Below are 25909 nucleotides of genomic sequence, written 5' to 3'. Positions count from 1 at the left end.
GTAGCGGTCATGCGGTTAATACACAGCAGTTGTTAAAACGATAAGAAGTTAGCAGGAGTGCATATGTTTAAGTCTTTTTTCCCAAAGCCGGGAACGTTTTTTCTCTCGGCCTTTGTTTGGGCATTGATTGCCGTTATCTTCTGGCAAGCCGGTGGGGGTGATTGGGTGGCGCGTATCACCGGCGCTTCCGGGCAGATCCCGATTAGCGCCGCGCGTTTCTGGTCGTTGGATTTCCTGATTTTTTACGCTTACTACATTGTTTGCGTAGGACTTTTTGCATTGTTCTGGTTTATCTATAGCCCGCACCGTTGGCAATACTGGTCAATACTCGGTACTGCGCTGATTATCTTCGTCACCTGGTTTTTGGTGGAAGTCGGGGTTGCCGTCAACGCCTGGTATGCGCCGTTCTATGATCTGATTCAAACGGCGCTAAGTTCGCCGCATAAAGTCACCATCGAACAATTTTACCGCGAAGTGGGCGTCTTTCTGGGGATTGCGCTGATCGCGGTGGTGATCAGTGTGCTGAACAACTTCTTTGTCAGTCACTACGTGTTCCGCTGGCGTACGGCGATGAACGAATATTACATGGCGAACTGGCAACAACTGCGTCATATCGAAGGGGCCGCGCAGCGTGTGCAGGAAGACACCATGCGTTTTGCTTCAACGCTGGAGAATATGGGCGTCAGCTTTATCAACGCTATCATGACGTTGATCGCCTTCCTGCCGGTGCTGGTAACGCTCTCCGCACATGTGCCGGAGCTGCCGATTGTCGGGCACATTCCGTATGGTCTGGTGATTGCCGCTATCGTCTGGTCGCTGATGGGGACCGGATTACTGGCAGTGGTAGGGATCAAACTGCCGGGGCTGGAGTTTAAAAACCAGCGTGTAGAGGCTGCCTACCGTAAAGAGCTGGTTTATGGTGAAGACGATGCCACGCGCGCGACGCCGCCTACGGTACGCGAGCTTTTTAGCGCCGTACGGAAAAACTATTTCCGCCTCTATTTTCACTATATGTATTTCAATATCGCCCGCATTCTCTATTTGCAGGTCGATAACGTTTTCGGTTTGTTCTTGCTGTTTCCGTCAATTGTTGCCGGTACGATTACGCTCGGCCTGATGACGCAGATTACTAACGTTTTTGGTCAGGTTCGCGGTGCTTTCCAGTACCTGATTAACTCATGGACCACACTGGTTGAGTTGATGTCTATCTACAAACGTCTGCGCAGCTTTGAACATGAGCTGGATGGTGACAAAATTCAGGAAGTAACCCATACCTTGAGCTAAAAAGGAGAAGTAATGTCGCGCGTCAATCCTCTATCTTCGCTGTCATTGTTGGCGGTTCTGATTTTAGCGGGGTGTAGTAGTCAGGCTCCGCAACCGTTGAAAAAGGGCGAAAAAGCGATAGATGTGGCGAGTGTCGTGCGGCAGAAGATGCCTGCGAGCGTGAAAGACCGCGATGCCTGGGCGAAAGATCTCGCCACCACCTTTGAAAGTCAGGGGCTGGCACCGACGCTGGAAAACGTCTGCTCGGTGCTGGCGGTGGCGCAGCAGGAGTCAAATTATCAGGCAGATCCGGCCGTTCCGGGCTTAAGCAAGATCGCCTGGCAAGAGATTGACCGTCGTGCTGAACGGATGCACATTCCTGCTTTTCTGGTGCATACCGCGCTAAAAATCAAATCGCCAAACGGCAAAAGCTATAGCGAACGGTTAGATTCGGTGCGTACAGAAAAGCAATTGAGCGCGATTTTTGACGATCTGATCAGCATGGTGCCAATGGGGCAGACGCTGTTTGGTTCGCTCAATCCGGTGCGCACCGGTGGGCCGATGCAGGTCAGTATTGCTTTTGCCGAACAGCATACCAAAGGGTATCCGTGGAAAATGGACGGTACAGTCCGTCAGGAAGTCTTCAGTCGCCGCGGCGGGTTGTGGTTTGGTACTTACCATTTACTGAATTATCCCGCCAGCTATAGCGCGCCGATATACCGTTTTGCTGATTTTAACGCTGGCTGGTACGCCAGCCGTAATGCCGCGTTTCAGAACGCGGTCAGTAAGGCCAGCGGCGTGAAGCTGGCACTGGACGGTGATTTAATTCGTTACGACAGTAAAGAGCCCGGGAAAACCGAACTGGCAACGCGCAAACTGGCGGGAAAACTGGGGATGAGCGACAGCGAAATTCGCCGTCAGTTAGAGAAAGGGGACAGCTTCTCTTTTGAGGAGACGGCGCTGTACAAGAAAGTTTATCAACTTGCCGAAGCGAAAACCGGTAAATCACTACCCCGCGAAATGTTGCCTGGCATTCAACTGGAAAGCCCGAAAATCACCCGCAATCTGACTACGGCCTGGTTTGCGAAGCGCGTAGACGAACGGCGGGCGCGTTGTATGAAACAGTGATCAAACAGGAATGTCACGCCAGATAAGGCGTTTTAGGCCGCATCTGGCAACGTAAATCTTACTGGCGGCGATGTCGCCAGTGCAGCCATAGCGCCACTACTGCAAAAATGAGGCAGCCTACTAAAAACGGGATCAGCCCAAAAATGGTGCCGACACCTAAACCAATTTCCACCCGTGGGCGACCTGTTTCCTGGACCTGCATTAAACGCTCATAGACGCCGGGCGCATGCACTAGCAGGTTCAGCAATTGCGCCCCAGCCCAAAAGCAAAACAGCACAAACAACGCATAGGCAATATTGCCAGGCGTTGAAGATGCATTGCGATATTTTCCGCTAAACAGCGATTTTGACAGGGTGAAATCAGCCATAAAAACCTCCGGAAGTCATCTGCTTCTCTTCTGGTGTGATACCAGCGGCTTATGGCAAGTCTGACAGGTCATTTCGATTGTCAATATCAGAATCATGGTAAATTGATGTTGGGAATATTCCCGAAGCGTGAATCTTCGTTGTGAGTCACAAAATAGCAACCTTAAGTTAAATTTATTAACAATTGCGAAAGTGTTGTCTACACCACAGACAGTTGTTACAGAATATGCAAGGATGTTGTTTTTCGTTAACGGAGCTGCCATGAATCTGCCTGTAAAAATCCGCCGTGACTGGCACTACTATGCGTTCGCCATTGGCCTTATATTCATTCTTAATGGCGTGGTGGGGTTACTGGGATTTGAAGCAAAAGGTTGGCAGACCTATGCCGTCGGTCTGGTGACGTGGGTGATTAGTTTCTGGCTGGCGGGGTTGATTATTCGTCGTCGCGATGAAGAAACTGAAAACGCCCAATAAGAATATTACCGGGCGTTTGAATATTACATTGTGGTTTTCAGTGCGTTATCCGCAGCGTGACGCTCCAGCGCCAGCTCAATCAAACGCGTGATCAGGTCGGTGTAACCCAGACCGCTGGCTTGCCACAGCTTCGGATACATACTGATGTTGGTGAAGCCAGGCAGGGTGTTGATCTCGTTGATCACTACTTCGTTCTCTGGGGTTAAAAACACGTCTACACGCGCCATGCCTGCGCATCCCAACGTCTGATAAGCCTGAACGGCAATCGCCCGGATCTTATCGTTGATTTCTGGCGCAATGGCTGCTGGAACTACCACTTTCGCGCCATCTTCGTCAATGTACTTGGTGTCGTAGGCATAGAAATCGCTGGTGAGTACGATCTCGCCACAGGTGCTTGCTTGCGGGTTATCGTTGCCAAGAACTGCGCATTCGATTTCACGACCTTTGATCCCTTGCTCAACGATCACTTTATGATCGAACTCGAACGCCAGATCGACGGCAATTGTGTACTGTTCTTCACTGGTTACTTTGCTGACACCAACAGAAGAGCCCTGATTAGCCGGTTTTACAAACAGCGGTAACCCCAGTTTAGACTCCACTTCGGCAAAACTGATGTTGTGACGATTAGCGCGCGTCAGGGTAATAAATGGCGCAATGTTCAGCCCGGCATCGCGCAGCAGACGTTTGGTGACATCTTTATCCATACAGGCCGCTGAAGCCAGAACATCAGAACCTACAAACGGTAAATTGGCGACCCGCAGCATTCCCTGCAAGGAACCATCTTCGCCCAGCGTACCGTGGACAATCGGGAAAATGACATCCACCGTCGGCAACGGCTGACCGTTTTGTGCGTCGATAAGCTGATGCTCATGTTTACCTGGCACCTGCGCAAGGCTGGTCGCCGAAGGACGCAACGCAATATGGGCAGGATCGTCTGCATTTAGCAGATAATTGCTGGCATCGCTGACGTGCCATTGCCCTTGTTTATCAATGCCCAGCAGCACAACATCGAAGCGACTTTTATCAATGGCATCGACAATGTTTTTTGCCGATTGCAGAGACACTTCATGTTCCGCTGATTTACCACCAAAAACGATTCCTACCCGCAGTTTTTCCATCTTAAAAACCTATCCCGTCTAACACAAAGTGCATACATTACCACGACAAAACGGGGGATTCGCGGCCTTCTGACAGAATGTTGCAATCTTCTGCTGACAAAGCGAGCAACGTACTGGTGAAGAAAGTGCGTTATCTCAAAGATGTGTGCAAGATCACAAAAATGATGAACGGGAAGCTAATTTATTCCTGGCTTAAATGACCATGTGGTGAGTTTTTTCTCTTAATTATAAGATAACGAAGAGAATATATTTCATAACTTTTATTTATAATAAAGGTTGATAATTAAAGGCCTGTATTTTATGTGGGTAATTATTTAAATAAGAGAAACGTTTCGCTGGTAATCAAACAAAAAAATATTTGCGCAAAGTATTTCCTTTGTCATAAAAATAATACTTCCAGACACTATGAAGTTGTGAAACATAATGTTAACTTCTCCATACTTTGGATAAGGAAATACATACATGAAAAATCTCATTGCTGAGTTGTTATTTAAGCTTGCCCAAAAAGAAGAAGAGTCGAAAGAACTGTGTGCGCAGGTAGAAGCTTTGGAGATTATCGTCACGGCAATGCTTCGCAATATGGCGCAAAATGATCAACAGCGGTTGATTGATCAGGTAGAGGGGGCGCTGTACGAGGTAAAGCCCGATGCCAGCATTCCTGACGACGATACGGAGCTGCTGCGCGATTACGTAAAGAAGTTATTGAGGCATCCTCGTCAGTAAAAAGTTAATCTTTTCAACAGCTGTCATAAAGTTGTCACGGCCGAGACTTATAGTCGCTTTGTTTTTATTTTTTAATGTATTTGTACATGGAGAAAATAAAGTGAAACAAAGCACTATTGCACTGGCACTCTTACCGTTACTGTTTACCCCCGTGACAAAAGCCCGGACACCAGAAATGCCTGTTCTGGAAAACCGGGCTGCTCAGGGCGATATTACTGCACCCGGTGGTGCTCGCCGCTTAACGGGTGATCAGACCGCCGCTCTGCGTGATTCTCTTAGCGATAAACCTGCAAAAAATATTATTTTGCTGATTGGCGATGGGATGGGGGACTCGGAAATTACTGCCGCACGCAATTATGCCGAAGGTGCGGGCGGCTTTTTTAAAGGTATTGATGCCTTACCGCTTACCGGGCAATACACTCACTATGCGCTGAATAAAAAAACCGGCAAACCGGACTACGTCACCGACTCGGCTGCATCAGCAACCGCCTGGTCAACAGGTGTCAAAACCTATAATGGCGCGCTGGGCGTCGATATTCACGAAAAAGATCACCCAACGATTCTGGAAATGGCAAAAGCCGCAGGTCTGGCGACCGGTAACGTTTCTACCGCAGAGTTGCAGGATGCCACGCCCGCTGCGCTGGTGGCGCATGTGACCTCGCGCAAATGCTACGGTCCGAGTGCGACCAGTGAAAAATGTCCGGGTAACGCTCTGGAAAAAGGCGGAAAAGGATCGATTACCGAACAGCTGCTTAACGCCCGTGCCGATGTTACGCTTGGCGGCGGTGCAAAAACCTTTGCTGAAACGGCAACCGCCGGTGAATGGCAGGGAAAAACGCTGCGTGAACAGGCACAGGCGCGTGGTTATCAGTTGGTGAGCGATACTGCCTCACTGAATTCGGTGACGGAAGCGAATCAGCAAAAACCCCTATTAGGACTGTTTGCTGACGGCAATATGCCAGTGCGCTGGCAAGGACCGAAAGCAACGTACCACGGTAATATAGATAAGCCCGCAGTCACCTGTACGCCTAATCCGCAACGTAATGACAGTGTACCGACCCTGGCGCAGATGACCGACAAAGCCATTGAATTGTTGAGTAAAAATGAGAAAGGCTTTTTCCTGCAAGTTGAAGGTGCGTCAATCGATAAACAGGATCACGCAGCGAATCCTTGTGGGCAAATTGGCGAGACGGTCGATCTCGATGAAGCCGTACAACGGGCGCTGGAATTCGCTAAAAAGGATGGTAACACGTTGGTCATAGTCACCGCTGATCACGCCCATGCCAGCCAGATAGTTGCGCCGGATACCAAAGCTCCGGGCCTCACCCAGGCGCTAAATACCAAAGATGGCGCAGTGATGGTGATGAGTTACGGGAACTCCGAAGAGGATTCACAAGAACATACCGGCAGTCAGTTGCGTATTGCGGCGTATGGCCCGCATGCCGCCAATGTTGTTGGACTGACCGACCAGACCGATCTCTTCTACACCATGAAAGCCGCCCTGGGGCTGAAATAAAACCGCGCCCGGCAGTGAATTTTCGCTGCCGGGTGGTTTTTTTGCTGTTAGCAACCAGACTTAATGGCAGATCACGGGCGCATACGCTCATGGTTAAAACATGAAGAGGGATGGTGCGATGAAAATTACATTACTGGTTACCTTGCTTTTCGGTCTGGTTTTTTTAACCACCGTCGGCGCTGCCGAGAGAACCTTAACCCCACAACAACAGCGTATGACCTCTTGTAATCAGCAGGCGACGGCGCAGGCGTTGAAAGGGGATGCTCGTAAGACCTACATGAGTGATTGCCTGAAGAACAGCAAATCTGCGCCTGGTGAAAAAAGTTTGACGCCACAGCAGCAAAAGATGCGCGAATGTAATAATCAAGCAACACAACAATCTCTGAAAGGGGATGATCGTAATAAGTTTATGAGTGCCTGCCTCAAGAAAGCCGCCTGATACCTGATAGTGCTAACGGGTGAGCTACGAAAATGGCTCACCCGAAATTTCATACTTCTGCCTTTAGCCCCGTCTCTATAATTTGGGAAAATTGTTTCTGAATGTTCCCAAAAATAATGAATGATGAAAACTTTTTCAAAAAAGCGGCGGCGCATGGGGAGGAACCTCCTTTAACTCCTCAAAACGAACATCAGCGGTCCGGGCTGCGCTTTGCCCGTCGCGTCAGACTACCCCGCGCGGTTGGCCTGGCTGGCATGTTCTTACCGATTGCTTCAACGCTGGTTTCGCATCCGTCGCCGGGCTGGTGGTGGCTGTTGTTGGTCGGCTGGGCGTTCGTCTGGCCGCATTTAGCCTGGCAAATAGCGAGCAGGGCCGTCGATCCGCTTAGCCGGGAAATTTACAACTTAAAAACCGATGCAGTATTAGCGGGAATGTGGGTAGGCGTAATGGGCGTAAACGCACTGCCTTCCACCGCGATGTTGATGATTATGTGTCTGAATTTGATGGGGGCAGGCGGCCCCCGTCTGTTTGTCGCGGGTCTGGTGTTGATGGTGGTCTCCTGCCTTGTCACCCTCGAGCTGACGGGCATCACCGTGTCGTTCAATAGCGCACCGCTGGAATGGTGGCTCTCCCTTCCCATTATTGTCATTTATCCTCTGCTGTTTGGCTGGGTCAGCTACCAGACGGCGACTAAACTGGCGGAACATAAACGCAGGTTGCAGGTCATGAGTACCCGCGACGGTATGACGGGCGTGTATAACCGACGTCATTGGGAAACTATGTTACGCAATGAATTTGATAACTGTCGGCGGCATAATCGCGATGCAACGTTACTGATTATCGATATCGACCATTTCAAGAGCATCAACGATACCTGGGGCCATGATGTGGGTGATGAAGCGATTGTGGCGCTTACCCGACAGTTACAAATTACCCTGCGCGGTAGCGATGTGATTGGTCGGTTTGGCGGCGATGAGTTTGCAGTAATCATGTCCGGTACGCCAGCTGAGAGCGCCATCACCGCCATGTTACGGGTGCATGAAGGGCTAAACACGTTACGCTTGCCGAATACGCCACAGGTAACTTTACGGATTAGTGTGGGGGTTGCGCCGCTGAATCCACAAATGAGTCACTATCGCGAGTGGTTGAAATCGGCAGATTTGGCGCTCTACAAAGCAAAGAAAGCCGGACGTAACCGCACCGAAGTGGCGGCCTGACGTCCGGCAAAAGCCATCAGGATTTGCTGAGTTTTTCTGATTTTTCCATACACTTCGTCATCGCTTCGATCACTGCGGCACGGAAGCCTTTCTCTTCCAGTACGCGTACCGCCTCAATGGTGGTGCCTCCCGGTGAGCAGACCATATCTTTCAGTGTCCCCGGATGTTCTCCCGTTTCCAGCACCATTTTTGCGGAGCCCATTACCGCCTGAGCGGCAAATTTATACGCCTGGGCGCGTGGCATCCCGCCCAGCACGGCGGCGTCGGCCATCGCTTCGATAAACATAAAGACGTAGGCTGGCGAAGAACCGCTCACACCGACCACCGGGTGGATCATCGGCTCAGCAATCACTTCCGCTTCGCCAAAGCAGCGGAAAATATTCAGCACATCAGCGGTATCTTCTGGGGTTACCAGCGCGTTTGGCGTTACGGAGGTCATCCCGGCATTAACCAGCGCGGGAGTGTTCGGCATGGCGCGGATAATTTTCCGGTCATGGCCCAGCGCGCGGGCAAGCTGGTCGAGCGTGATACCTGCAGCAATAGAAACGACCAGAGAGTCTTTATTCAGGCTGGAGGTGATTTCGCTAAGCACTTTAATCATGATGCCTGGTTTAACGGCGGCAAAAATGATGTCGGCGATTTGCGCTACTTCTTGCGCCGATTCTGCGGCGTTGATGCCGAACTGGTCATGCAGGACGGTGACTTTATCCGGGGAGGGGGTATATACCCAGATTTGCCCTGGAAGCACCTGACCGCTGGCAATCAGACCGCCGAGAATGGCTTTTCCCATATTGCCGCAGCCAATAAAACCGATTTTCTTTTCCATTGCCTCACTCCTGCCGTGAAATTCATTGTTTTGATAATCGCTGGCAGAAGCATAAACAGAACTATGCCGGAAGGCAAAAGCGCGACACAATAGAGGATTACCCAACAAAGGATGACTTTATGACAATTTGGGTGGATGCCGACGCGTGTCCCAATGTAATTAAAGAGATTTTGTATCGCGCGGCGGAACGTATGCAGATGCCGCTGGTACTGGTAGCAAACCAGAGTTTACGCGTGCCGCCATCGCGATTTATTCGTACGCTGCGCGTCGCGGCAGGTTTCGACGTTGCTGATAACGAAATTGTTCGGCAGTGTGAAGCGGGCGATTTGGTGATCACCGCAGATATACCTTTGGCTGCTGAAGCCATCGAGAAAGGCGCGGCGGCGCTTAATCCGCGCGGCGAACGTTACACGCCAGCGACCATTCGTGAGCGCCTGACGATGCGCGATTTTATGGATACCTTACGTGCCAGTGGGATCCAGACCGGAGGACCAGATAGTCTTTCACAACGTGACCGCCAGGCTTTTGCTGCGGAGCTGGAGAAGTGGTGGCTGGAAGTGCAACGTAGTCGTGGCTAAATGTAATTTATTATTTACACTTCATTCTTGAATATTTATTGGTATAGTAAGGGATGTATTGAGATTTCCACCTTAAGTGGAATTTTTTCTTTACAATCGAAATTGTACTAGTTTGATGGTATGATCGCTATTCTCATGACACCGGCTTTCGCCGCATTGCGACCTATTGGGGAAAACCCACGATGACACAACCTCTTTTTCTGATCGGGCCTCGGGGCTGTGGTAAAACAACGGTCGGAATGGCCCTTGCCGATTCGCTTAACCGTCGGTTTGTCGATACCGACCTGTGGTTGCAATCACAGCTCAATATGACGGTCGCGGAGATCGTCGAAAGGGAAGAGTGGGCGGGATTCCGCGCCAGAGAAACGGCGGCGCTGGAAGCGGTAACTGCGCCATCCACCGTTATCGCTACAGGCGGCGGCATTATTCTGACGGAATTTAATCGTCACTTCATGCAAAATAACGGGATCGTGGTTTATTTGTGTGCGCCAGTATCAGTCCTGGTTAACCGACTGCAAGCTGCACCGGAAGAAGATTTACGGCCAACCTTAACGGGAAAACCACTGAGCGAAGAAGTTCAGGAAGTGCTGGAAGAACGCGATGCGCTATATCGCGAAGTTGCGCATATTATCATCGACGCAACAAACGAACCCAGCCAGGTGATTTCTGAAATTCGCAGCGCTCTGGCACAGACGATCAATTGTTGATTTTCGAGCGCCTATACTTAACGTTCATCCCGTGAAATAAGGAAGAACGATGCCAACGAAACCGCCTTATCCTCGTGAAGCATATATAGTGACGATTGATAAAGGAAAGCCAGGACAGACGGTAACCTGGTACCAACTCAGAGCCGATCATCCTAAACCAGACTCGTTGATCAGTGAACATCCGACCGCTCAGGAAGCGATGGATGCGAAAAAACGCTATGAGGACCCTGACAAAGAGTGACCGCATCAGACTGCTCGGAAGGGATTCTGAGTGCCGCCACAAGGGATCTGCGTCACATTTTTCACAATTCATGTTTTTCAAATAATTAGAATATTAAACAATAACAATCCATTACTGGAATCATTTGGAATCTTTACATTATGCAGTGCAGGTCTGCTGCTACGCTTTTTGTCATTTGTAGCACAAGTAAGTGTCAGCAGTGGTGCTTAACACTTGCCCGGTAATTAACGACGAAATAAAAGTAAGGTGGAAGAACAATGAGTGCGTCGTTGGCGATCCTGACTATCGGCATTGTACCTATGCAGGAAGTTTTGCCGCTCCTGACAGAATACATTGACGAAGATAATATTTCCCATCATAGCCTGCTGGGGAAGTTAAGCCGCGAAGAAGTGATGGCGGAGTACGCGCCAGAAGCAGGCGAAGACACAATTCTCACATTATTAAATGACAACCATCTGGCCCATGTTTCGCGTCGCAAAGTGGAGCGAGACCTGCAAGGTGTGGTTGAAGTGCTCGATAATCAGGGTTACGACGTCATTATATTAATGAGTACAGCAAACATTAGTAGTATGACCGCGCGTAATACGATCTTTCTTGAGCCGTCGCGGATATTGCCACCGCTGGTTTCCTCTATTGTTGAAGATCATCAGGTGGGGGTTATCGTACCGGTTGAGGAGTTGCTGACCGTTCAGGCGCAAAAATGGCAAATTTTGCAGAAACCGCCAGTATTTTCATTGGGTAACCCCATTCATGATTCGGAACAAAAAATCATTGATGCCGGGAAAGAATTACTGGCAAAAGGTGCAGATGTCATCATGCTGGATTGTTTGGGATTTAACCAGCGTCATCGCGATTTACTGCAAAAACAGCTCGATGTTCCTGTCTTGCTCTCTAACGTATTGATTGCACGGCTGGCTGCGGAATTACTGATGTAATTTTGCGTGACAGCCAGCGCCTCTGGCCCCTATAGTGAAGTAGATGTTCAACTACCAGACAGGGCCAGTTTATGCTTCAAAGTAATGAGTACTTTTCCGGCAAAGTGAAATCGATCGGCTTTTCCAGCAGCAGCACTGGTCGCGCCAGCGTGGGTGTTATGGTTGAAGGTGAATACACCTTCAGCACCGCTGAGCCTGAAGAGATGACGGTAATCAGTGGCGCGCTGAATGTGTTACTGCCTGACGCGACCGACTGGCAAGTGTATGAAGCCGGTTCGGTGTTTAATGTTCCCGGTCACAGCGAGTTTCATCTGCAAGTTGCCGAACCCACCTCTTATCTGTGCCGCTATCTGTAATTCCTCGCCTTCCCCTTGAACGGGAGGGCATTTTTCTGAAATGTCCTCTCTTTAACCCATAATAATATTTCCTTTGCTGGGATTTTTTCGATTTCCGATATATTCATAATTCATCAAGGTTGATATAAATATCAGCGAAGATCTCCAGATATTGTTGCGGAACTGGCGACGATAAAAGATAAATCAGATGATGAATGGTGGCGTGCATTGCTGCAAAGTCGCAATGATCATTTGCGCCAAACGGCATTGCACAACGCACATACCCCGGTGTTGTTGTTAACGACATTGACTGAGCCTCAGGAGCGGTCGCTGGCTATTAATAATTCACAGCTGGCTGCCGATGTGAAAACGGCGTGGTTAAAAGAGGAGCCATCATTACTCTTATTTGTCGAACAACCCGATCTTTCGCTGTTACGTGATTTAGTGAAAACCGGGGCAACGCGAAAAATTCGCAGTGAAGCGCGTCACCGGCTTGAGGAAAAACAATGACACAACGCCCCTGGAGCAAGTTACAGCATAAAACGCATAATATTGCTGCGCTAAGAATTATTGCCCGCTGTAGCTAACGATTATATTCCTGGTGTGGCTTTGTACGCCGGATAAGACGCGGCAGGCGTCGCATCCGGCATTAAAGGTAAATCAGCAATTAACGTTGTGCTTCGCCACCTAATCCTTCAATCAGGTTTTGAATTAACGCTGCCAGTTCACCAGTCATCAGGATGAAATCGGCATCAAAGCGCTGGGCGAAATCTTCACGGTCGATATCTTCGTTTTGATCGCGCAGCTCGTCGCAGAACTTCAGACGCTTGAGCGAACCATCGTCGCACATCACAAACTGAATGCGCTGCTGCCAGTCAAGCGCCAGTTTAGTCACCACTTTTCCGGCTTCAATGTGGTTGGTGATCTCTTCGCTGGTCAGATCTTGTTTCTTCGCGCGGATCACGCCGCCATCTTCCAGCAACGATTTCAGCTCGGCTTCATCAAGCAGCTGGAAGCCCTGTGCCGCGCTGCCGGAACGTACCCATTCGGTCAGCGTCAGTTCAATCGGGTTTTCCATGCTCAATGGTACAACCGGTAACGACCCCAGGCTTTTACGCAGCAGTGCCAGCGTATCTTCCGCTTTTTTGGCGCTGGCGCAGTCCACCATAATCAAACCGTTAACCGTGTCGATCCACATCATTGTCTGGCTAAAACGGCTGAAAGCACGCGGCAGCAGAGAGTGCAGCACTTCGTCTTTCAGCGAATCTTTTTCGGTTTTCTTCAGCTTACGCGCCTGTTCTGCTTCCAGTTTGGCGATTTTCGCTTCCAGCGCCTGTTTAATCACCGGGGACGGGAGGATTTTTTCTTCTTTGCGCGCACAGATAACAATTTGACCATTGGCAACGTGCGTTAACGCATCGCTGTGCGATCCCATCGGAGGTACCCAGCCCATCTTCGCCATGTCCTGGCTGCCGCATGGGGTAAATGCCATCGAGGCTAGCTGTTTTTCCATCTCTTCTGCACGCAGCGAAATCTCGCGGCTAAGACGGTAAACCATTAAATTTTTGAACCACAGCATGATAATTTCCACGGCCTTGTCGTTAAATTTAGCGGGCATGATAACGAATTGTCGGCGGCCTTGCATTGCCAATCCGGTTGTCCGTCTCTACGCTATTGATATTGAAAAAAATAAGGAGAGTACCGTGCGTATAGGTATCGATTTAGGCGGCACCAAAACTGAAGTGATTGCATTGGGCGATGCAGGGGAGCAGTTGTACCGCCATCGTCTGCCCACGCCGCGTGATGATTACCGGCAGACTATTGAAACGATCGCCACGTTGGTTGATATGGCGGAGCAGGCAACAGGGCAGCGCGGAACGGTAGGTATGGGCATTCCAGGTTCGATTTCGCCCTACACCGGCGTGGTGAAGAATGCCAATTCAACCTGGCTCAACGGTCAGCCATTCGATAAAGACTTAAGCGCGCGGTTGCAGCGGGAAGTGCGGCTGGCAAATGACGCCAACTGTCTGGCGGTTTCAGAAGCGGTAGATGGCGCGGCAGCGGGAGCGCAGACGGTATTTGCCGTGATTATCGGCACGGGATGCGGCGCGGGCGTGGCATTCAATGGGCGGGCGCATATCGGCGGCAATGGCACGGCAGGCGAGTGGGGACACAATCCGCTACCGTGGATGGACGAAGACGAACTGCGTTATCGCGAGGAAGTCCCTTGTTATTGCGGTAAACAAGGTTGTATTGAAACCTTTATTTCAGGCACGGGATTCGCGACGGATTATCGTCGTTTGAGCGGACATGCGCTGAAAGGCAGTGAAATTATCCGCCTGGTTGAAGAAAGCGATCCGGTAGCGGAACTGGCATTGCGTCGCTACGAGCTGCGGCTGGCAAAATCGCTGGCACATGTCGTGAATATTCTCGATCCGGATGTGATTGTCCTGGGCGGCGGAATGAGCAATGTAGACCGTTTATATCAAACGGTTCCACAGTTGATTAAACAATTTGTCTTCGGCGGAGAATGTGAAACGCCGGTACGCAAGGCGAAACATGGTGATTCGAGCGGCGTACGCGGCGCTGCATGGTTATGGCCACAAGAGTAAAAAAACCAGGCAATTGGCGTATCATGCCTGATGCGACGCTTGCCGCGTCTTATCAGGCCTACAAAGTGAGCCGTCCGGTAGGCCGGATAAGGCGCTCGCGCCGCATCCGACAACAAATAACGCGCACAGTGGCGGCAACCCCCCAGTGCTCCGATGCCTGATGCGACACTGGCGTGTCTTATCAGGCCTACAAAATGAACAGTCCCGTAGGCCGGATAAGGCGTTCACGCCGCATCCGGCAACAAGCGATGCGCACTGCGACTGCTATCTACCCCAGTGGTTTCGCCAGCACCGAACTATCCGCCGCTTGCTGGCGCTTATAGCGACCATACAGCAGCAACGACGACATCGCAGCAAACGAAAGCAGGGCGGCGGGCAGCGCCACGTAATTATATGCCAGCCCCAGCGTCAGCATCATACCACCGCAATATGCGCCGACGGCGCTACCGAGGTTAAACGCTATTTGCCCACCTGCGCCACCTAATAACTCTCCGCCTTTGGCATTTTGCAGTAATAATATTTGTAGAGGTGCTGATAGGGCAAATAATCCCGCGCAACAAATAAAAGCAAAAATAAGCGACGTTGTTTTCATACCGCCGAAGAAAAAGAGCATCAGCAGTGCCAGTACAATGATAAAGTCAGTCACTGCTGCAATGCGCAGTGGTGAATAACGTCCTGAAATCCTGCCACTTAGCATATTCCCCAGCACCATCCCTAGCCCAACTAACATCATAATAAAGGTCATCGCCGTTTCCGAAAAACCGGAAATAAACATCATGTATGGCTTTACGTAGCTGAACCAGGCAAACACACCTGCGTTGCCAAACATCGTAGCGGCGAAAATTAACCACGGGGCAGGGCTGCGTAAAAAGTGAAATTGTTCGCGTAGTTTTCCTTTCGCCTCGTCGCGAATATCCGGCACCCAAAAATAGACCGATGCCATCACCGCAATATTAAAAACAGCGATCAACAAAAAGGTGTAGCGCCAGCTAAATTCCTGACTTAAATACGTTCCCAGTGGAATGCCCAGCAAATTGGCGACTGTCATCCCGGAAACCATCCCTGCCACGGCGGCGGTGACTTTGCCGGGTTTGATAATTTTTGATAACACGATCGCGCCGACGCCAAAAAATGCACCATGCGGAAAGCCGGAAACCAGCCGACCAATGGCGAGCATCAGGTAAGACGAAGAGAGCGTGAACATGGCGTTGCCAATGACGCACAACGCCACCAGAAACAACAAGATATGTTTGAGTGAGTAGCGGCTGGAAAAAAGCGCGATTATAGGCGCACCGACCACCACCCCCAGCGCATAATACGAGATCATATGCCCGGCGGCAGGAATCGAAATTCCTACGTTATGCGCCAGCTCCGTGAGCACGCCCATAATGCCAAATTCGGCCATCCCCAAACCAAACGTGCCCAGAGCCAAAGATAAAATAACTTTTTTCATACCACCATCACAACCACCAGAACGGCTACCAATCACCGTAGCCAATAAAGTGATAGATTGCAGGATAACGACCAGCGAGGCCAAGAGATAATTCGCCCCTCTGTATTCATTATCCTGCTGAATAGTTATTTCATTGCAAACGCACTTTCCAGTTTGCTGTAGCCCAGTCCATTGATCTTCTTCACTTTGATCTGCACCGGAATACGCTCTTTCATCGCCTCAACGTGGCTAATCACCCCGATGGTTTTGCCACTGGCATTCAGGGCATCCAACGCATCAAGGGCGGTATCCAGCGTTTCGCTATCCAGTGTGCCAAAACCTTCATCAAGGAACAGCGAGTCAATACGCGTTTTATGGCTGACCAGATCTGAAAGCGCCAGTGCCAGCGCCAGACTGACGAGGAAACTTTCGCCGCCGGAAAGGGTACGGGTATCGCGTACCGCATCAGCCTGCCAGGTATCAACAACCTCAACTTCCAGCGCTTCGCTGGCTTTGCGCTGTAACAGATAGCGCCCGTGTAGCCGGGTGAGTTGCTGATTAGCGAGATGGACTAAATTATCCAGCGTCAGCCCTTGGGCAAACTTGCGGAATTTATCGCCCTCTTTGGAACCTATTAGCGAATTCAGATATCCCCAGTCCTCAACCTGCTGCGTCATTTGAGCAATTTGCTGCATTAAGGTTTGTTGTTGCTGACGGTTATCTGCATCCTGCTTCAGCTGCTGGCGAATCTCGCCTTGACTCGTGGTGTTTTCACGCAACTTTTGGTGAGTTTGCGCTAACTCTTGCTGAATCTGCTCCACCGTCACAGTGAGAGACAACCCGCCAGGTCGGTGTTGCTGATGCTGTGTCAGCGTTTCTGCTGTCTGAGTGACCAGCGTTTGCGCCTGACGGCGCTGGTTTTCCAGATTCTGCTTGAGCTGTTCCAGCTGCGTTAGTGTTTGTTCATCCATTAGCGCCGCAAGGAACGCCTGCTGATCGTCAAAGACGCTCGCCTGTAGCGCGGTGTCAAACTGCGCCTGGGCTTTTTGCAGACTTTGCGCCGCCAGAACATCCTGTTGCTGTAACGTCTGCTGCTGGCTGTGTAATGCGAGACATTGTTCATGAACCTGCCGCCAGTTTTCCAGCGCCACAGTTTCTTCGCTGTGCGGGAGTTCATCACTTTGCGGCAACGTTTCCAGAATCGGCGTCAGTTGCTGAATACGGTTTTGCAGCGCGGTTAATTCGTTCTGGCGATGCTGCCAGCTCTGCGCTTCTTGCTGACGCGTCGCCAACCAGCTCTCTTCTTCATCTTCCTGTGGCAATGTCAGTGCATAACCCGCCAATGCCGTTAAGAGCTGCTGCTGGCGTTGTTCAATTTGCTGTTGATACTGGATAATTTGCTGATTATGCGCGGCAATCTGCCCTTGTAATTCATGCCGTTGGCTGAGTAACCGCAGCTGGCGTTCGTGCTCATCTTGTGCATCTAGCCACGGTTGAATATCGTCCTGTGGCTGCAAGGTGATATTGAGGCTGGCCGTGACGGCTTGCCATTGTTGAGTAAGTGCTTGCTCATCTTGTCGGAGGCTTTGCGCTTCGTTTTCATCACGCTGAAGTTGCTTTGTTAAGGCGTCCAGTTGCCCACGTAGCGTCGCACCTTCTTCGCCGAGCTTTTTCACTTCTTTTTCCAGCGTTAATAGCCGGGCCTGATTAACGCCCGGTTCCAGCGCCTGATACGCCTCGACCGCCGGGTGGCTGGTGGAACCACAAAGTGGACAAGGCTGACCCGCTTGTAACTGCGCGCGCTGGGCTTCCAGCGTTTTAATGCGAGTTTCCTGCTCGCAAATGGTTTTCACATCGGCAAGTTGTTGCGTTTTTTCTTTATAACGATGGCGCATTTCGTTAAGTGCGGCATTACGTTGCGTCTGTTCCAGAGTGACATTCTGGATAGCGACCTGTAACTGCGCCAGACGTTTTTGTTGGGGAACAATCTGCCCATGCAGTGCGACCAGGCGCTGACGCAGTGGGCGTTGCTCAGCATGTTGCGCCAGGGCGCTAGCAACTTCATCGGCGGTTAACGTCAACGTGATCGCCGCAAGTGCATTAAGTTTTTGCTCAGCATGAGTTAACTGTTGCTGCCATTGCCGCAGATGCTCGCGATCGCTGGTTTGTTGGGAGAACTGCGCACGCCAACCCGCCAGTTCGTTGTTCCACTGACGTAAGCGGTCGTGTTCCTGTAACCAGGCATTCAGGCTTTGTTGCTGCTGCTGTAATTCTGCTGACTGCTTCGCCGCGTGGTGGCGAATGCTCGCACGAAGCGCCATTGTGCTCTGTAAGCGAGTATTTACTTCTTCAATCTGCTGGCGAGTATGCGCCAGCGCCGTGCTGTATTCTGCGATGCGTTCCCAGTGCGGACGAAGATTTCGTGCCGGTTGTGCCAGACTGAGCGCCGCCAGTTGAGGTTGCGCTTTTTCTTCTTCGGCTAACGCCTGTTGCAAGGCCTGTTGACGGCGGCTGCCTTCTTGCTGCAATTCGTCCAGACGCGTTAACCAGTTTAGCGATTGTTGTTCTTGCTGCTGCGCGGTAATTAACTGTTTTTCTTCGTCAGTAAGTACCTGCAAACTCGCTGTCAGCGATTGCACTTGTTCTGGCGTGAGCAACGCGACGCCGCTGGCCTGCGCTTGCAGCTTCTCCAGCTCTGTGCGGGCCGATTTGTGCTGCTCAAAAACCATCGCCGAGATTTGCCCGTAGATTTCAGTGCCGGTTAACTCCTCGAGCAATTCTGCGCGTTCTTTGGGTTTGGCATTCAGGAAGGCAGCAAATTGCCCCTGCGAAAGCAGCATCGAACGGGTGAAGCGCCCGTAATCCAGTCCGGTTAACGTCGCCGTCAGTTCCAGCTTATCTTTCACTTTGTCGGCGAGAATTTTGCCGTCTGCACAGCGCGCCAGCTCTACGCGTGGCACCTGCAAATTACCGTCCGGCTGGTTACGCGCCCGATTCTGGCTCCAGAACGCGCGATACGCTTCACCTTTGACTTCAAACTCCACTTCCGCCAGACATTCGGCGGTATCGCGGGTCATGAGATCATTTTGCGATTGTGAAACGTTAGAGAGGCGCGGGGTTTCGTGATACAGCGCCAGACAAATGGCGTCCAGCAGGGTGGTTTTCCCCGCACCGGTTGGGCCGGTAATAGCAAACAGCCCGTTGCTGGCGAACGGCTCGCGGGTGAAATCAATCTTCCATTCGCCTTTTAATGAGTTCAGGTTTTTCAGGCGCAGGCTGAGAATTTTCATGCTTCGTGTTCTCCGGCGAGGCTATGCAACGTCGTGGCGAAAAGATGCTGCAGACGTTGCTGCTGTGATTCATCCAGTTCTTCCAGTGCCAGACGGCGATTGAACACCTCTTCGACGCTGAGTTCGCTGAGGGTTTCACGCTGTTGGCTGGCTAACACACGCTCGCGCTGTTCACGACTCCGGCGTACCAGCAATACTTCGACAGGCAATGATTCGGTTAATGCCTGGATTTTGCGCTGAATATCATGCAGATACTCATCAGTAGTGATTTCGATATCCAGCCAGACAGGCGGCTCCTGTGATATATCGCGCCACTGTTCCAGCTGTGCGGTAATCGACGCCAGATCGCCTTTCAGCACCGCCATGGGTTGCGTTACCGGTACGTTCAGGTTTTCCACGCTCTCTAATTTGCCGTTTGAAAATGTCACCAGATGGACATATTTACTCTTACCGCATTCATCAAAACTCAGTGGTATGGGGGAACCGCAATAGCGAACATGTTCCATGCCGCCAATAATCTGCGCGCGGTGAATATGCCCGAGCGCGATGTAGTCGGCTGGTGGAAAGTTTTGTGCCGGAAACGCGTCCAGCGTGCCAATATAAATGTCACGCACGGCGTCACTTTTACTGGCACCCACGGTCGTTAAATGTCCAGTGGTGATGATGGGCAGAGGCTGAGCGCCGCGCAGTTTGCAGGCATCGGCATAATGTTGTTGATAATAATCAGTAATAGCCGCCAGCAAATGCTGCTGTTTTTCAATACCGTTAAGCCCCGCCTGGCTGGTAATAATGTCACGCGGGCGTAAAAAAGGTATGGGACACAGCACCGCGCCTGGCGTCCCGTCGCGACGGGGCAATATTTGCGGCGCATGTCCGGCGCTGGCGACCACGGTAGTATTGAGGAACGCCATGATATCGCGCGATTCATTCAGCGTGGCGACCGAGTCATGGTTTCCTGCCAGTACCACCAGATGACAGCCAGTTTGCTGTAAATTGACAACAAAACGGTTGTATAACGTGCGGGCGTAACTGGGCGGCGAGCCGGTATCGAAAACATCACCGGCAACAATAATCGCATCCACCTGATGGGCTTGTGCTGTCTCCAGCAGCCAGTCAAGAAAAGCCTGATGTTCGGCTTCGCGGCTTTTACTGTAGAAGTTCTGGCCGAGATGCCAGTCTGAGGTGTGAAGGATGCGCATAACGGTTCCCTGGCGAAAAAGCATGGGCGCGATTATACCCAAACAGATGTGCCATTTGCTTTTTTCTGCGCCACGGAAATCAATAACCTGAAGATATGTGCGACGAGCTTTTCATAAATCTGTCATAAATCTGACGCATAATGACGTCGCATTAATGATCGCAACCTATTTATTACAACAGGGCAAATCATGGCGAGACGTATTCTGGTCGTAGAAGATGAAGCTCCAATTCGCGAAATGGTCTGCTTCGTGCTCGAACAAAATGGCTTTCAGCCGGTCGAAGCGGAAGATTATGACAGTGCTGTGAATCAACTGAATGAACCCTGGCCGGATTTAATTCTCCTTGACTGGATGTTACCTGGCGGCTCCGGTATCCAGTTCATCAAACACCTCAAGCGCGAGTCGATGACCCGGGATATTCCAGTGGTGATGTTGACCGCCAGAGGGGAAGAAGAAGATCGCGTGCGCGGCCTTGAAACCGGTGCGGATGACTATATCACCAAGCCGTTTTCTCCGAAGGAGCTGGTGGCGCGAATCAAAGCGGTAATGCGCCGTATTTCGCCAATGGCGGTGGAAGAGGTGATCGAGATGCAGGGGCTAAGTCTGGACCCGACATCTCACCGGGTGATGGCGGGCGAAGAACCGCTGGAGATGGGGCCGACAGAATTTAAACTGCTGCACTTTTTTATGACGCATCCTGAGCGCGTGTACAGTCGCGAGCAACTGTTAAATCACGTATGGGGAACCAACGTGTATGTGGAAGATCGTACGGTCGATGTCCACATTCGTCGCCTGCGTAAAGCACTGGAGCCCGGCGGGCATGACCGCATGGTGCAGACCGTGCGCGGTACAGGGTATCGTTTTTCAACCCGCTTTTAAGGCCTTGCTCATCGGACGTAGAGCAGGGCTTATGATTTCTTAACTGGAGTATCTTACGTGCTGGAACGGCTGTCGTGGAAAAGGCTGGTGCTGGAGCTGCTACTTTGCTGCCTCCCGGCTTTCATCCTGGGTGCATTTTTTGGTTACCTGCCCTGGTTTTTGCTGGCATCGGTAACAGGACTGCTTATCTGGCATTTCTGGAATTTATTGCGCCTTTCATGGTGGCTGTGGGTGGATCGTAGTATGACCCCGCCACCGGGGCGTGGTAGCTGGGAACCGCTACTATACGGCTTACACCAGATGCAGCTGCGAAATAAAAAACGCCGCCGTGAACTGGGCAATCTGATTAAACGCTTTCGTAGCGGCGCGGAGTCGCTGCCCGACGCGGTGGTGCTGACCACGGAAGAGGGCGGTATTTTCTGGTGCAACGGTCTGGCGCAACAGATTCTTGGCTTGCGCTGGCCGGAAGATAACGGGCAGAACATCCTTAACTTGCTGCGTTACCCGGAGTTTACGCAATATCTGAAAACGCGTGATTTCTCTCGCCCGCTCAATCTGGTGCTCAATACCGGGCGGCATCTGGAGATTCGCGTCATGCCTTATACCCACAAACAGTTGCTGATGGTGGCGCGAGATGTCACGCAAATGCATCAACTGGAAGGGGCGCGGCGTAACTTTTTTGCCAACGTGAGCCATGAGTTACGTACGCCATTGACCGTGTTACAGGGTTACCTGGAGATGATGGATGAGCAACCGCTGGAAGGCGCGGTACGTGAAAAAGCGTTGCACACCATGCGCGAGCAGACCCAGCGGATGGAAGGGTTGGTGAAGCAATTGCTGACGCTGTCGAAAATAGAAGCCGCACCGACGCATTTGCTCAATGAAAAGGTTGATGTGCCGATGATGCTGCGCGTCGTTGAGCGCGAGGCTCAGACTCTGAGTCAGAAAAAACAGACATTTACCTTTGAGATAGATAACGGCCTCAAGGTGTCAGGCAACGAAGATCAGCTACGCAGTGCGATTTCGAACCTGGTCTATAACGCCGTGAATCATACGCCGGAAGGCACGCATATCACCGTACGCTGGCAGCGAGTGCCGCACGGTGCCGAATTTAGTGTTGAAGATAACGGACCGGGCATTGCACCGGAGCATATTCCGCGCCTGACCGAGCGTTTTTATCGCGTTGATAAAGCGCGTTCCCGGCAAACCGGCGGTAGCGGATTAGGGTTAGCGATCGTGAAACATGCGGTGAATCATCACGAAAGTCGCCTGAATATTGAGAGTACAGTAGGAAAAGGTACACGTTTCAGTTTTGTTATCCCGGAACGTTTAATTGCCAAAAACAGCGATTAATTCGCCTTTGTCATCTTTTATTGCCATAAGCCAGCCGATGCTGGCTTATTTTCTTTGCAGTCGAAATACGGGCGTTAGATTTTACAACGGTTGGTGATTTTTTGTTCGCATGATTAGCCATGTCTTTTTCACGGAAATAGTGTTTTGTACTGGTTGGTGATTTCTTATCGCTATATACCTCTGGTTTTTAGATCCCTTCTTGCTTTAAAACGTTATAAGCGTTTAAATTGCGCTTCAGGTGCTGTCATACTGACTGCATTCACGCGGTAAATCGAAAAACTATTCTTCGCCGCGCCTGGTTGGGAGTATTTCCCGCTAAAATTGTTTAAATATACCGCTGTATCATCCCCAGGGATTGGCACAAAAATTTAACGTTACAACACCACATCCACAGGCAGTATGATTTATGACCCATCAATTAAGATCGCGCGATATCATCGCTCTGGGCTTTATGACATTTGCGTTGTTCGTCGGCGCAGGTAACATTATTTTCCCTCCAATGGTCGGCTTGCAGGCAGGCGAACACGTCTGGACTGCGGCATTCGGCTTCCTCATTACTGCCGTTGGCCTACCGGTATTAACGGTAGTGGCGCTGGCAAAAGTTGGCGGCGGTGTTGACAGTCTCAGCACGCCAATTGGTAAAGTCGCTGGCGTACTGCTGGCAACAGTTTGTTACCTGGCGGTGGGGCCGCTTTTCGCTACGCCGCGTACAGCTACCGTTTCTTTTGAAGTGGGGATTGCGCCGCTGACGGGTGATTCCGCGCTGCCGCTGTTTATTTACAGCCTGGTCTATTTCGCTATCGTTATTCTGGTTTCGCTCTATCCGGGCAAGCTGCTGGATACCGTGGGCAACTTCCTTGCGCCGCTGAAAATTATCGCGCTGGTCATCCTGTCTGTTGCCGCAATTATCTGGCCGGCGGGTTCTATCAGCACGGCGACTGAGGCTTATCAAAACGCTGCGTTTTCTAACGGCTTCGTCAACGGCTATCTGACCATGGATACGCTGGGCGCAATGGTGTTTGGTATCGTTATTGTTAACGCGGCGCGTTCTCGTGGCGTTACCGAAGCGCGTCTGCTGACCCGTTATACCGTCTGGGCTGGCCTGATGGCGGGTGTTGGTCTGACTCTGCTGTACCTGGCGCTGTTCCGTCTGGGTTCAGACAGCGCGTCGCTGGTCGATCAGTCTGCAAACGGTGCGGCGATCCTGCATGCTTACGTTCAGCATACCTTTGGCGGCGGCGGTAGCTTCCTGCTGGCGGCGTTAATCTTCATCGCCTGCCTGGTCACGGCGGTTGGCCTGACCTGTGCTTGTGCAGAATTCTTCGCCCAGTACGTACCGCTCTCTTATCGTACGCTGGTGTTTATCCTCGGCGGCTTCTCGATGGTGGTGTCTAACCTCGGCTTGAGCCAGCTGATTCAGATCTCTGTACCGGTGCTGACCGCCATTTATCCGCCGTGTATCGCACTGGTTGTATTAAGTTTTACACGCTCATGGTGGCATAATTCGTCCCGCGTGATTGCTCCGCCGATGTTTATCAGCCTGCTTTTTGGTATTCTCGACGGGATCAAGGCATCTGCATTCAGCGATATCTTACCGTCCTGGGCGCAGCGTTTACCGCTGGCCGAACAAGGTCTGGCGTGGTTAATGCCAACAGTGGTGATGGTGGTTCTGGCCATTATCTGGGATCGTGCGGCAGGTCGTCAGGTGACCTCCAGCGCTCACTAAATCACTGAACATTTGTTTTAACCACGGGGCTGCGATGCCCCGTGGTTTTTTATTGTGTTGATGGGTTAGGAATTGATGGAAAGTAAGAACAAGCTAAAGCGTGGGCTAAGTACCCGACACATACGCTTTATGGCACTGGGTTCAGCAATTGGCACCGGGCTGTTTTACGGTTCGGCAGATGCCATCAAAATGGCCGGTCCAAGCGTGTTGTTGGCCTATATTATCGGTGGTATCGCGGCGTATATCATTATGCGTGCGCTGGGGGAAATGTCGGTACATAACCCGGCAGCCAGCTCTTTCTCGCGTTATGCGCAGGAAAACCTCGGCCCGCTGGCAGGTTACATTACCGGCTGGACCTACTGCTTTGAAATCCTTATTGTCGCCATCGCCGATGTGACCGCTTTTGGTATCTATATGGGTGTCTGGTTCCCGACGGTGCCGCACTGGATTTGGGTACTGAGTGTGGTGCTGATCATTTGCGCCGTAAACCTGATGAGCGTGAAGGTATTCGGTGAGCTGGAGTTCTGGTTCTCGTTCTTTAAAGTCGCCACTATCATCATCATGATTGTCGCCGGTTTCGGCATCATCATCTGGGGGATTGGCAACGGCGGGCAACCGACCGGTATTCATAACCTGTGGAGCAACGGCGGCTTCTTCAGTAACGGCTGGCTTGGTATGGTGATGTCGTTGCAAATGGTGATGTTTGCTTACGGTGGGATCGAAATTATCGGGATTACCGCCGGTGAAGCGAAAGATCCTGAGAAATCGATTCCGCGTGCGATTAACTCCGTGCCGATGCGTATTCTGGTGTTCTACGTCGGTACGCTGTTCGTCATTATGTCTATCTACCCGTGGAATCAGGTTGGCACTGCCGGTAGCCCGTTTGTGCTGACGTTCCAGCATATGGGCATTACCTTTGCCGCCAGCATTCTTAACTTTGTTGTGCTGACCGCTTCGCTGTCGGCAATTAACAGTGACGTATTTGGTGTAGGCCGTATGCTCCACGGTATGGCAGAGCAGGGCAGCGCGCCAAAAATTTTCAGCAAAACCTCGCGTCGCGGTATTCCGTGGGTTACGGTGCTGGTGATGACTACCGCGCTGCTGTTTGCGGTGTATCTGAACTACATCATGCCGGAAAACGTCTTCCTGGTGATCGCTTCGCTGGCAACCTTCGCCACGGTGTGGGTGTGGATTATGATCCTGCTGTCGCAAATCGCCTTCCGTCGCCGTTTGCCGCCAGAAGAAGTTAAGGCGCTGAAATTTAAAGTGCCGGGTGGGGTAGCAACGACCATCGGCGGTTTGATTTTCCTGCTCTTTATTATCGGGTTGATTGGTTATCACCCGGATACGCGTATCTCGCTGTATGTCGGTTTCGCGTGGATTGTTGTGCTGTTGATTGGCTGGATGTTTAAGCGCCGCCACGATCGTCAGCTGGCTGAAAACCAGTAATCCTTGCGTTCTGTAAGCCGGTTCAGGAGGAAATCCTGATCCGGCTATTCCGAAAGTTATCCGCCCCCGTCCTCCTCCCCCAAATATCCTTCAGATGATGAGTG

Annotated in this window: 25 protein-coding genes and 2 pseudogenes; 20 read left to right on the top strand and 7 right to left on the bottom strand. The window is 51.3% G+C overall.

Annotated features, from left to right (window positions below; genetic code table 11):
* Nucleotides 1-63 precede the first annotated feature (63 nt).
* Both sbmA and yaiW read left to right on the top strand, forming a co-directional pair.
* Nucleotides 64-1284, top strand: a complete 1221-nt coding sequence (gene sbmA / locus EAS44_RS18790; protein ID WP_001304845.1) for a peptide antibiotic transporter SbmA — start codon at nucleotides 64-66, stop codon at nucleotides 1282-1284.
* A 12-nt stretch (nucleotides 1285-1296) separates the two neighbouring features.
* A complete protein-coding gene (yaiW, locus tag EAS44_RS18785; RefSeq protein WP_000092062.1) occupies nucleotides 1297-2391 on the top strand; it encodes a surface-exposed outer membrane lipoprotein YaiW in 1095 nt (364 codons plus the stop codon).
* Nucleotides 2392-2449: 58 nt separating this feature from the next.
* Here yaiW and yaiY read toward each other — a convergent pair whose 3' ends face one another.
* Nucleotides 2450-2758 carry a YaiY family protein gene (gene yaiY, locus EAS44_RS18780; protein WP_000763151.1) on the bottom strand — a complete coding sequence of 103 codons (309 nt, stop codon included), beginning with the start codon at nucleotides 2756-2758 and terminating at the stop codon, nucleotides 2450-2452.
* Nucleotides 2759-3017: 259 nt separating this feature from the next.
* Here yaiY and yaiZ point away from each other — a divergent pair, with 259 nt between their 5' ends.
* Nucleotides 3018-3230, top strand: coding sequence for a DUF2754 domain-containing protein (gene yaiZ / locus EAS44_RS18775; protein ID WP_001295334.1), 213 nt, complete (start codon nucleotides 3018-3020; stop codon nucleotides 3228-3230).
* 23 nt (nucleotides 3231-3253) lie between these two features.
* Here the strand turns inward: yaiZ and ddlA are convergent, their stop codons facing one another.
* Nucleotides 3254-4348, bottom strand: coding sequence for a D-alanine--D-alanine ligase (gene ddlA, locus EAS44_RS18770; RefSeq protein WP_000413685.1), 1095 nt, complete (start codon nucleotides 4346-4348; stop codon nucleotides 3254-3256).
* A gap of 77 nt (nucleotides 4349-4425) precedes the next feature.
* On the opposite strand from ddlA, the pseudogene EAS44_RS25180 reads away from it, so the two are divergent.
* The 5 genes and pseudogenes from EAS44_RS25180 (at nucleotide 4426) to adrA (ending at nucleotide 8243) form a co-directional block, all read left to right on the top strand.
* A pseudogene (locus tag EAS44_RS25180) lies at nucleotides 4426-4628 on the top strand (hypothetical protein).
* A gap of 182 nt (nucleotides 4629-4810) precedes the next feature.
* Nucleotides 4811-5071, top strand: coding sequence for an anti-adapter protein IraP (gene iraP / locus EAS44_RS18765; protein WP_000792973.1), 261 nt, complete (start codon nucleotides 4811-4813; stop codon nucleotides 5069-5071).
* A gap of 100 nt (nucleotides 5072-5171) precedes the next feature.
* Nucleotides 5172-6587: an alkaline phosphatase gene (gene phoA / locus EAS44_RS18760; RefSeq protein ID WP_000814404.1), complete on the top strand. Its 1416-nt coding sequence runs from the start codon at nucleotides 5172-5174 to the stop codon at nucleotides 6585-6587.
* A gap of 118 nt (nucleotides 6588-6705) precedes the next feature.
* Nucleotides 6706-7026 (top strand): phosphate starvation-inducible protein PsiF, encoded by a 321-nt coding sequence (gene psiF / locus EAS44_RS18755; RefSeq protein WP_001295332.1) that lies wholly within the window; start codon nucleotides 6706-6708, stop codon nucleotides 7024-7026.
* Nucleotides 7027-7127: 101 nt separating this feature from the next.
* Nucleotides 7128-8243, top strand: a complete 1116-nt coding sequence (gene adrA / locus EAS44_RS18750) for a diguanylate cyclase AdrA (protein WP_000484068.1) — start codon at nucleotides 7128-7130, stop codon at nucleotides 8241-8243.
* 16 nt (nucleotides 8244-8259) lie between these two features.
* Here adrA and proC read toward each other — a convergent pair whose 3' ends face one another.
* On the bottom strand, nucleotides 8260-9069 hold the full coding sequence (gene proC, locus EAS44_RS18745; protein ID WP_001331506.1) for a pyrroline-5-carboxylate reductase: 810 nt from the start codon (nucleotides 9067-9069) through the stop codon (nucleotides 8260-8262).
* A 119-nt stretch (nucleotides 9070-9188) separates the two neighbouring features.
* Here proC and yaiI point away from each other — a divergent pair, with 119 nt between their 5' ends.
* From yaiI to EAS44_RS18710, 7 genes and pseudogenes are all read left to right on the top strand, one after another.
* Entirely contained in the window at nucleotides 9189-9647 is a 459-nt protein-coding gene (yaiI, locus tag EAS44_RS18740) for a YaiI/YqxD family protein (protein WP_000158159.1), read from the top strand.
* Nucleotides 9648-9829: 182 nt separating this feature from the next.
* On the top strand, nucleotides 9830-10354 hold the full coding sequence (gene aroL / locus EAS44_RS18735; RefSeq protein ID WP_000193383.1) for a shikimate kinase AroL: 525 nt from the start codon (nucleotides 9830-9832) through the stop codon (nucleotides 10352-10354).
* 49 nt (nucleotides 10355-10403) lie between these two features.
* Entirely contained in the window at nucleotides 10404-10595 is a 192-nt protein-coding gene (gene yaiA / locus EAS44_RS18730; protein ID WP_001142433.1) for a protein YaiA, read from the top strand.
* A gap of 257 nt (nucleotides 10596-10852) precedes the next feature.
* Nucleotides 10853-11530 carry an AroM family protein gene (aroM, locus tag EAS44_RS18725; RefSeq protein ID WP_001276402.1) on the top strand — a complete coding sequence of 226 codons (678 nt, stop codon included), beginning with the start codon at nucleotides 10853-10855 and terminating at the stop codon, nucleotides 11528-11530.
* 71 nt (nucleotides 11531-11601) lie between these two features.
* Nucleotides 11602-11886 (top strand): pyrimidine/purine nucleoside phosphorylase, encoded by a 285-nt coding sequence (gene ppnP, locus EAS44_RS18720; RefSeq protein WP_000941942.1) that lies wholly within the window; start codon nucleotides 11602-11604, stop codon nucleotides 11884-11886.
* A gap of 147 nt (nucleotides 11887-12033) precedes the next feature.
* Nucleotides 12034-12375 (top strand): annotated as a pseudogene (locus EAS44_RS18715) (DUF2773 domain-containing protein); the annotation flags it as partial.
* Entirely contained in the window at nucleotides 12372-12452 is an 81-nt protein-coding gene (locus tag EAS44_RS18710) for a hypothetical protein (RefSeq protein WP_122083095.1), read from the top strand. The pseudogene EAS44_RS18715 and the gene EAS44_RS18710, both read left to right, overlap by 4 nt.
* A gap of 80 nt (nucleotides 12453-12532) precedes the next feature.
* Here the strand turns inward: EAS44_RS18710 and rdgC are convergent, their stop codons facing one another.
* Nucleotides 12533-13444, bottom strand: a complete 912-nt coding sequence (gene rdgC / locus EAS44_RS18705; protein ID WP_001298537.1) for a recombination-associated protein RdgC — start codon at nucleotides 13442-13444, stop codon at nucleotides 12533-12535.
* Between the two features lie 124 nt (nucleotides 13445-13568).
* Here rdgC and mak point away from each other — a divergent pair, with 124 nt between their 5' ends.
* The gene (mak, locus tag EAS44_RS18700; RefSeq protein ID WP_001219315.1) at nucleotides 13569-14477 is read left to right on the top strand and encodes a fructokinase; all 909 of its coding nucleotides are present in this window, start codon (nucleotides 13569-13571) and stop codon (nucleotides 14475-14477) included.
* Between the two features lie 268 nt (nucleotides 14478-14745).
* Here the strand turns inward: mak and araJ are convergent, their stop codons facing one another.
* The 3 genes from araJ to sbcD all read right to left on the bottom strand — a co-directional run bounded on the left by araJ (nucleotide 14746) and on the right by sbcD (nucleotide 20398).
* Nucleotides 14746-15930: an MFS transporter AraJ gene (gene araJ / locus EAS44_RS18695; protein ID WP_012599993.1), complete on the bottom strand. Its 1185-nt coding sequence runs from the start codon at nucleotides 15928-15930 to the stop codon at nucleotides 14746-14748.
* A 125-nt stretch (nucleotides 15931-16055) separates the two neighbouring features.
* The gene (sbcC, locus tag EAS44_RS18690; RefSeq protein ID WP_000698877.1) at nucleotides 16056-19199 is read right to left on the bottom strand and encodes an exonuclease subunit SbcC; all 3144 of its coding nucleotides are present in this window, start codon (nucleotides 19197-19199) and stop codon (nucleotides 16056-16058) included.
* Entirely contained in the window at nucleotides 19196-20398 is a 1203-nt protein-coding gene (sbcD, locus tag EAS44_RS18685) for an exonuclease subunit SbcD (protein ID WP_001221279.1), read from the bottom strand. The genes sbcC and sbcD overlap by 4 nt, the downstream gene beginning before the upstream one ends.
* Nucleotides 20399-20587: 189 nt before the next feature.
* Between sbcD and phoB the strand changes: the two genes are divergently transcribed.
* The 4 genes from phoB to proY all read left to right on the top strand — a co-directional run bounded on the left by phoB (nucleotide 20588) and on the right by proY (nucleotide 25805).
* Nucleotides 20588-21277, top strand: coding sequence for a phosphate response regulator transcription factor PhoB (gene phoB / locus EAS44_RS18680; protein ID WP_000113933.1), 690 nt, complete (start codon nucleotides 20588-20590; stop codon nucleotides 21275-21277).
* A 57-nt stretch (nucleotides 21278-21334) separates the two neighbouring features.
* Nucleotides 21335-22630 (top strand): phosphate regulon sensor histidine kinase PhoR, encoded by a 1296-nt coding sequence (phoR, locus tag EAS44_RS18675; RefSeq protein WP_000893603.1) that lies wholly within the window; start codon nucleotides 21335-21337, stop codon nucleotides 22628-22630.
* A 406-nt stretch (nucleotides 22631-23036) separates the two neighbouring features.
* Entirely contained in the window at nucleotides 23037-24356 is a 1320-nt protein-coding gene (gene brnQ, locus EAS44_RS18670) for a branched-chain amino acid transporter carrier protein BrnQ (RefSeq protein ID WP_000149635.1), read from the top strand.
* A 75-nt stretch (nucleotides 24357-24431) separates the two neighbouring features.
* The gene (proY, locus tag EAS44_RS18665; protein ID WP_001295329.1) at nucleotides 24432-25805 is read left to right on the top strand and encodes a proline-specific permease ProY; all 1374 of its coding nucleotides are present in this window, start codon (nucleotides 24432-24434) and stop codon (nucleotides 25803-25805) included.
* Nucleotides 25806-25909 lie beyond the last annotated feature (104 nt).

Source organism: Escherichia coli DSM 30083 = JCM 1649 = ATCC 11775 (assembly GCF_003697165.2).
GTDB lineage: Bacteria > Pseudomonadota > Gammaproteobacteria > Enterobacterales > Enterobacteriaceae > Escherichia > Escherichia coli.
The sequence above is the reverse complement of the archived record's forward strand: the minus strand, read 5'-3'. Positions and strand labels throughout refer to the sequence as shown.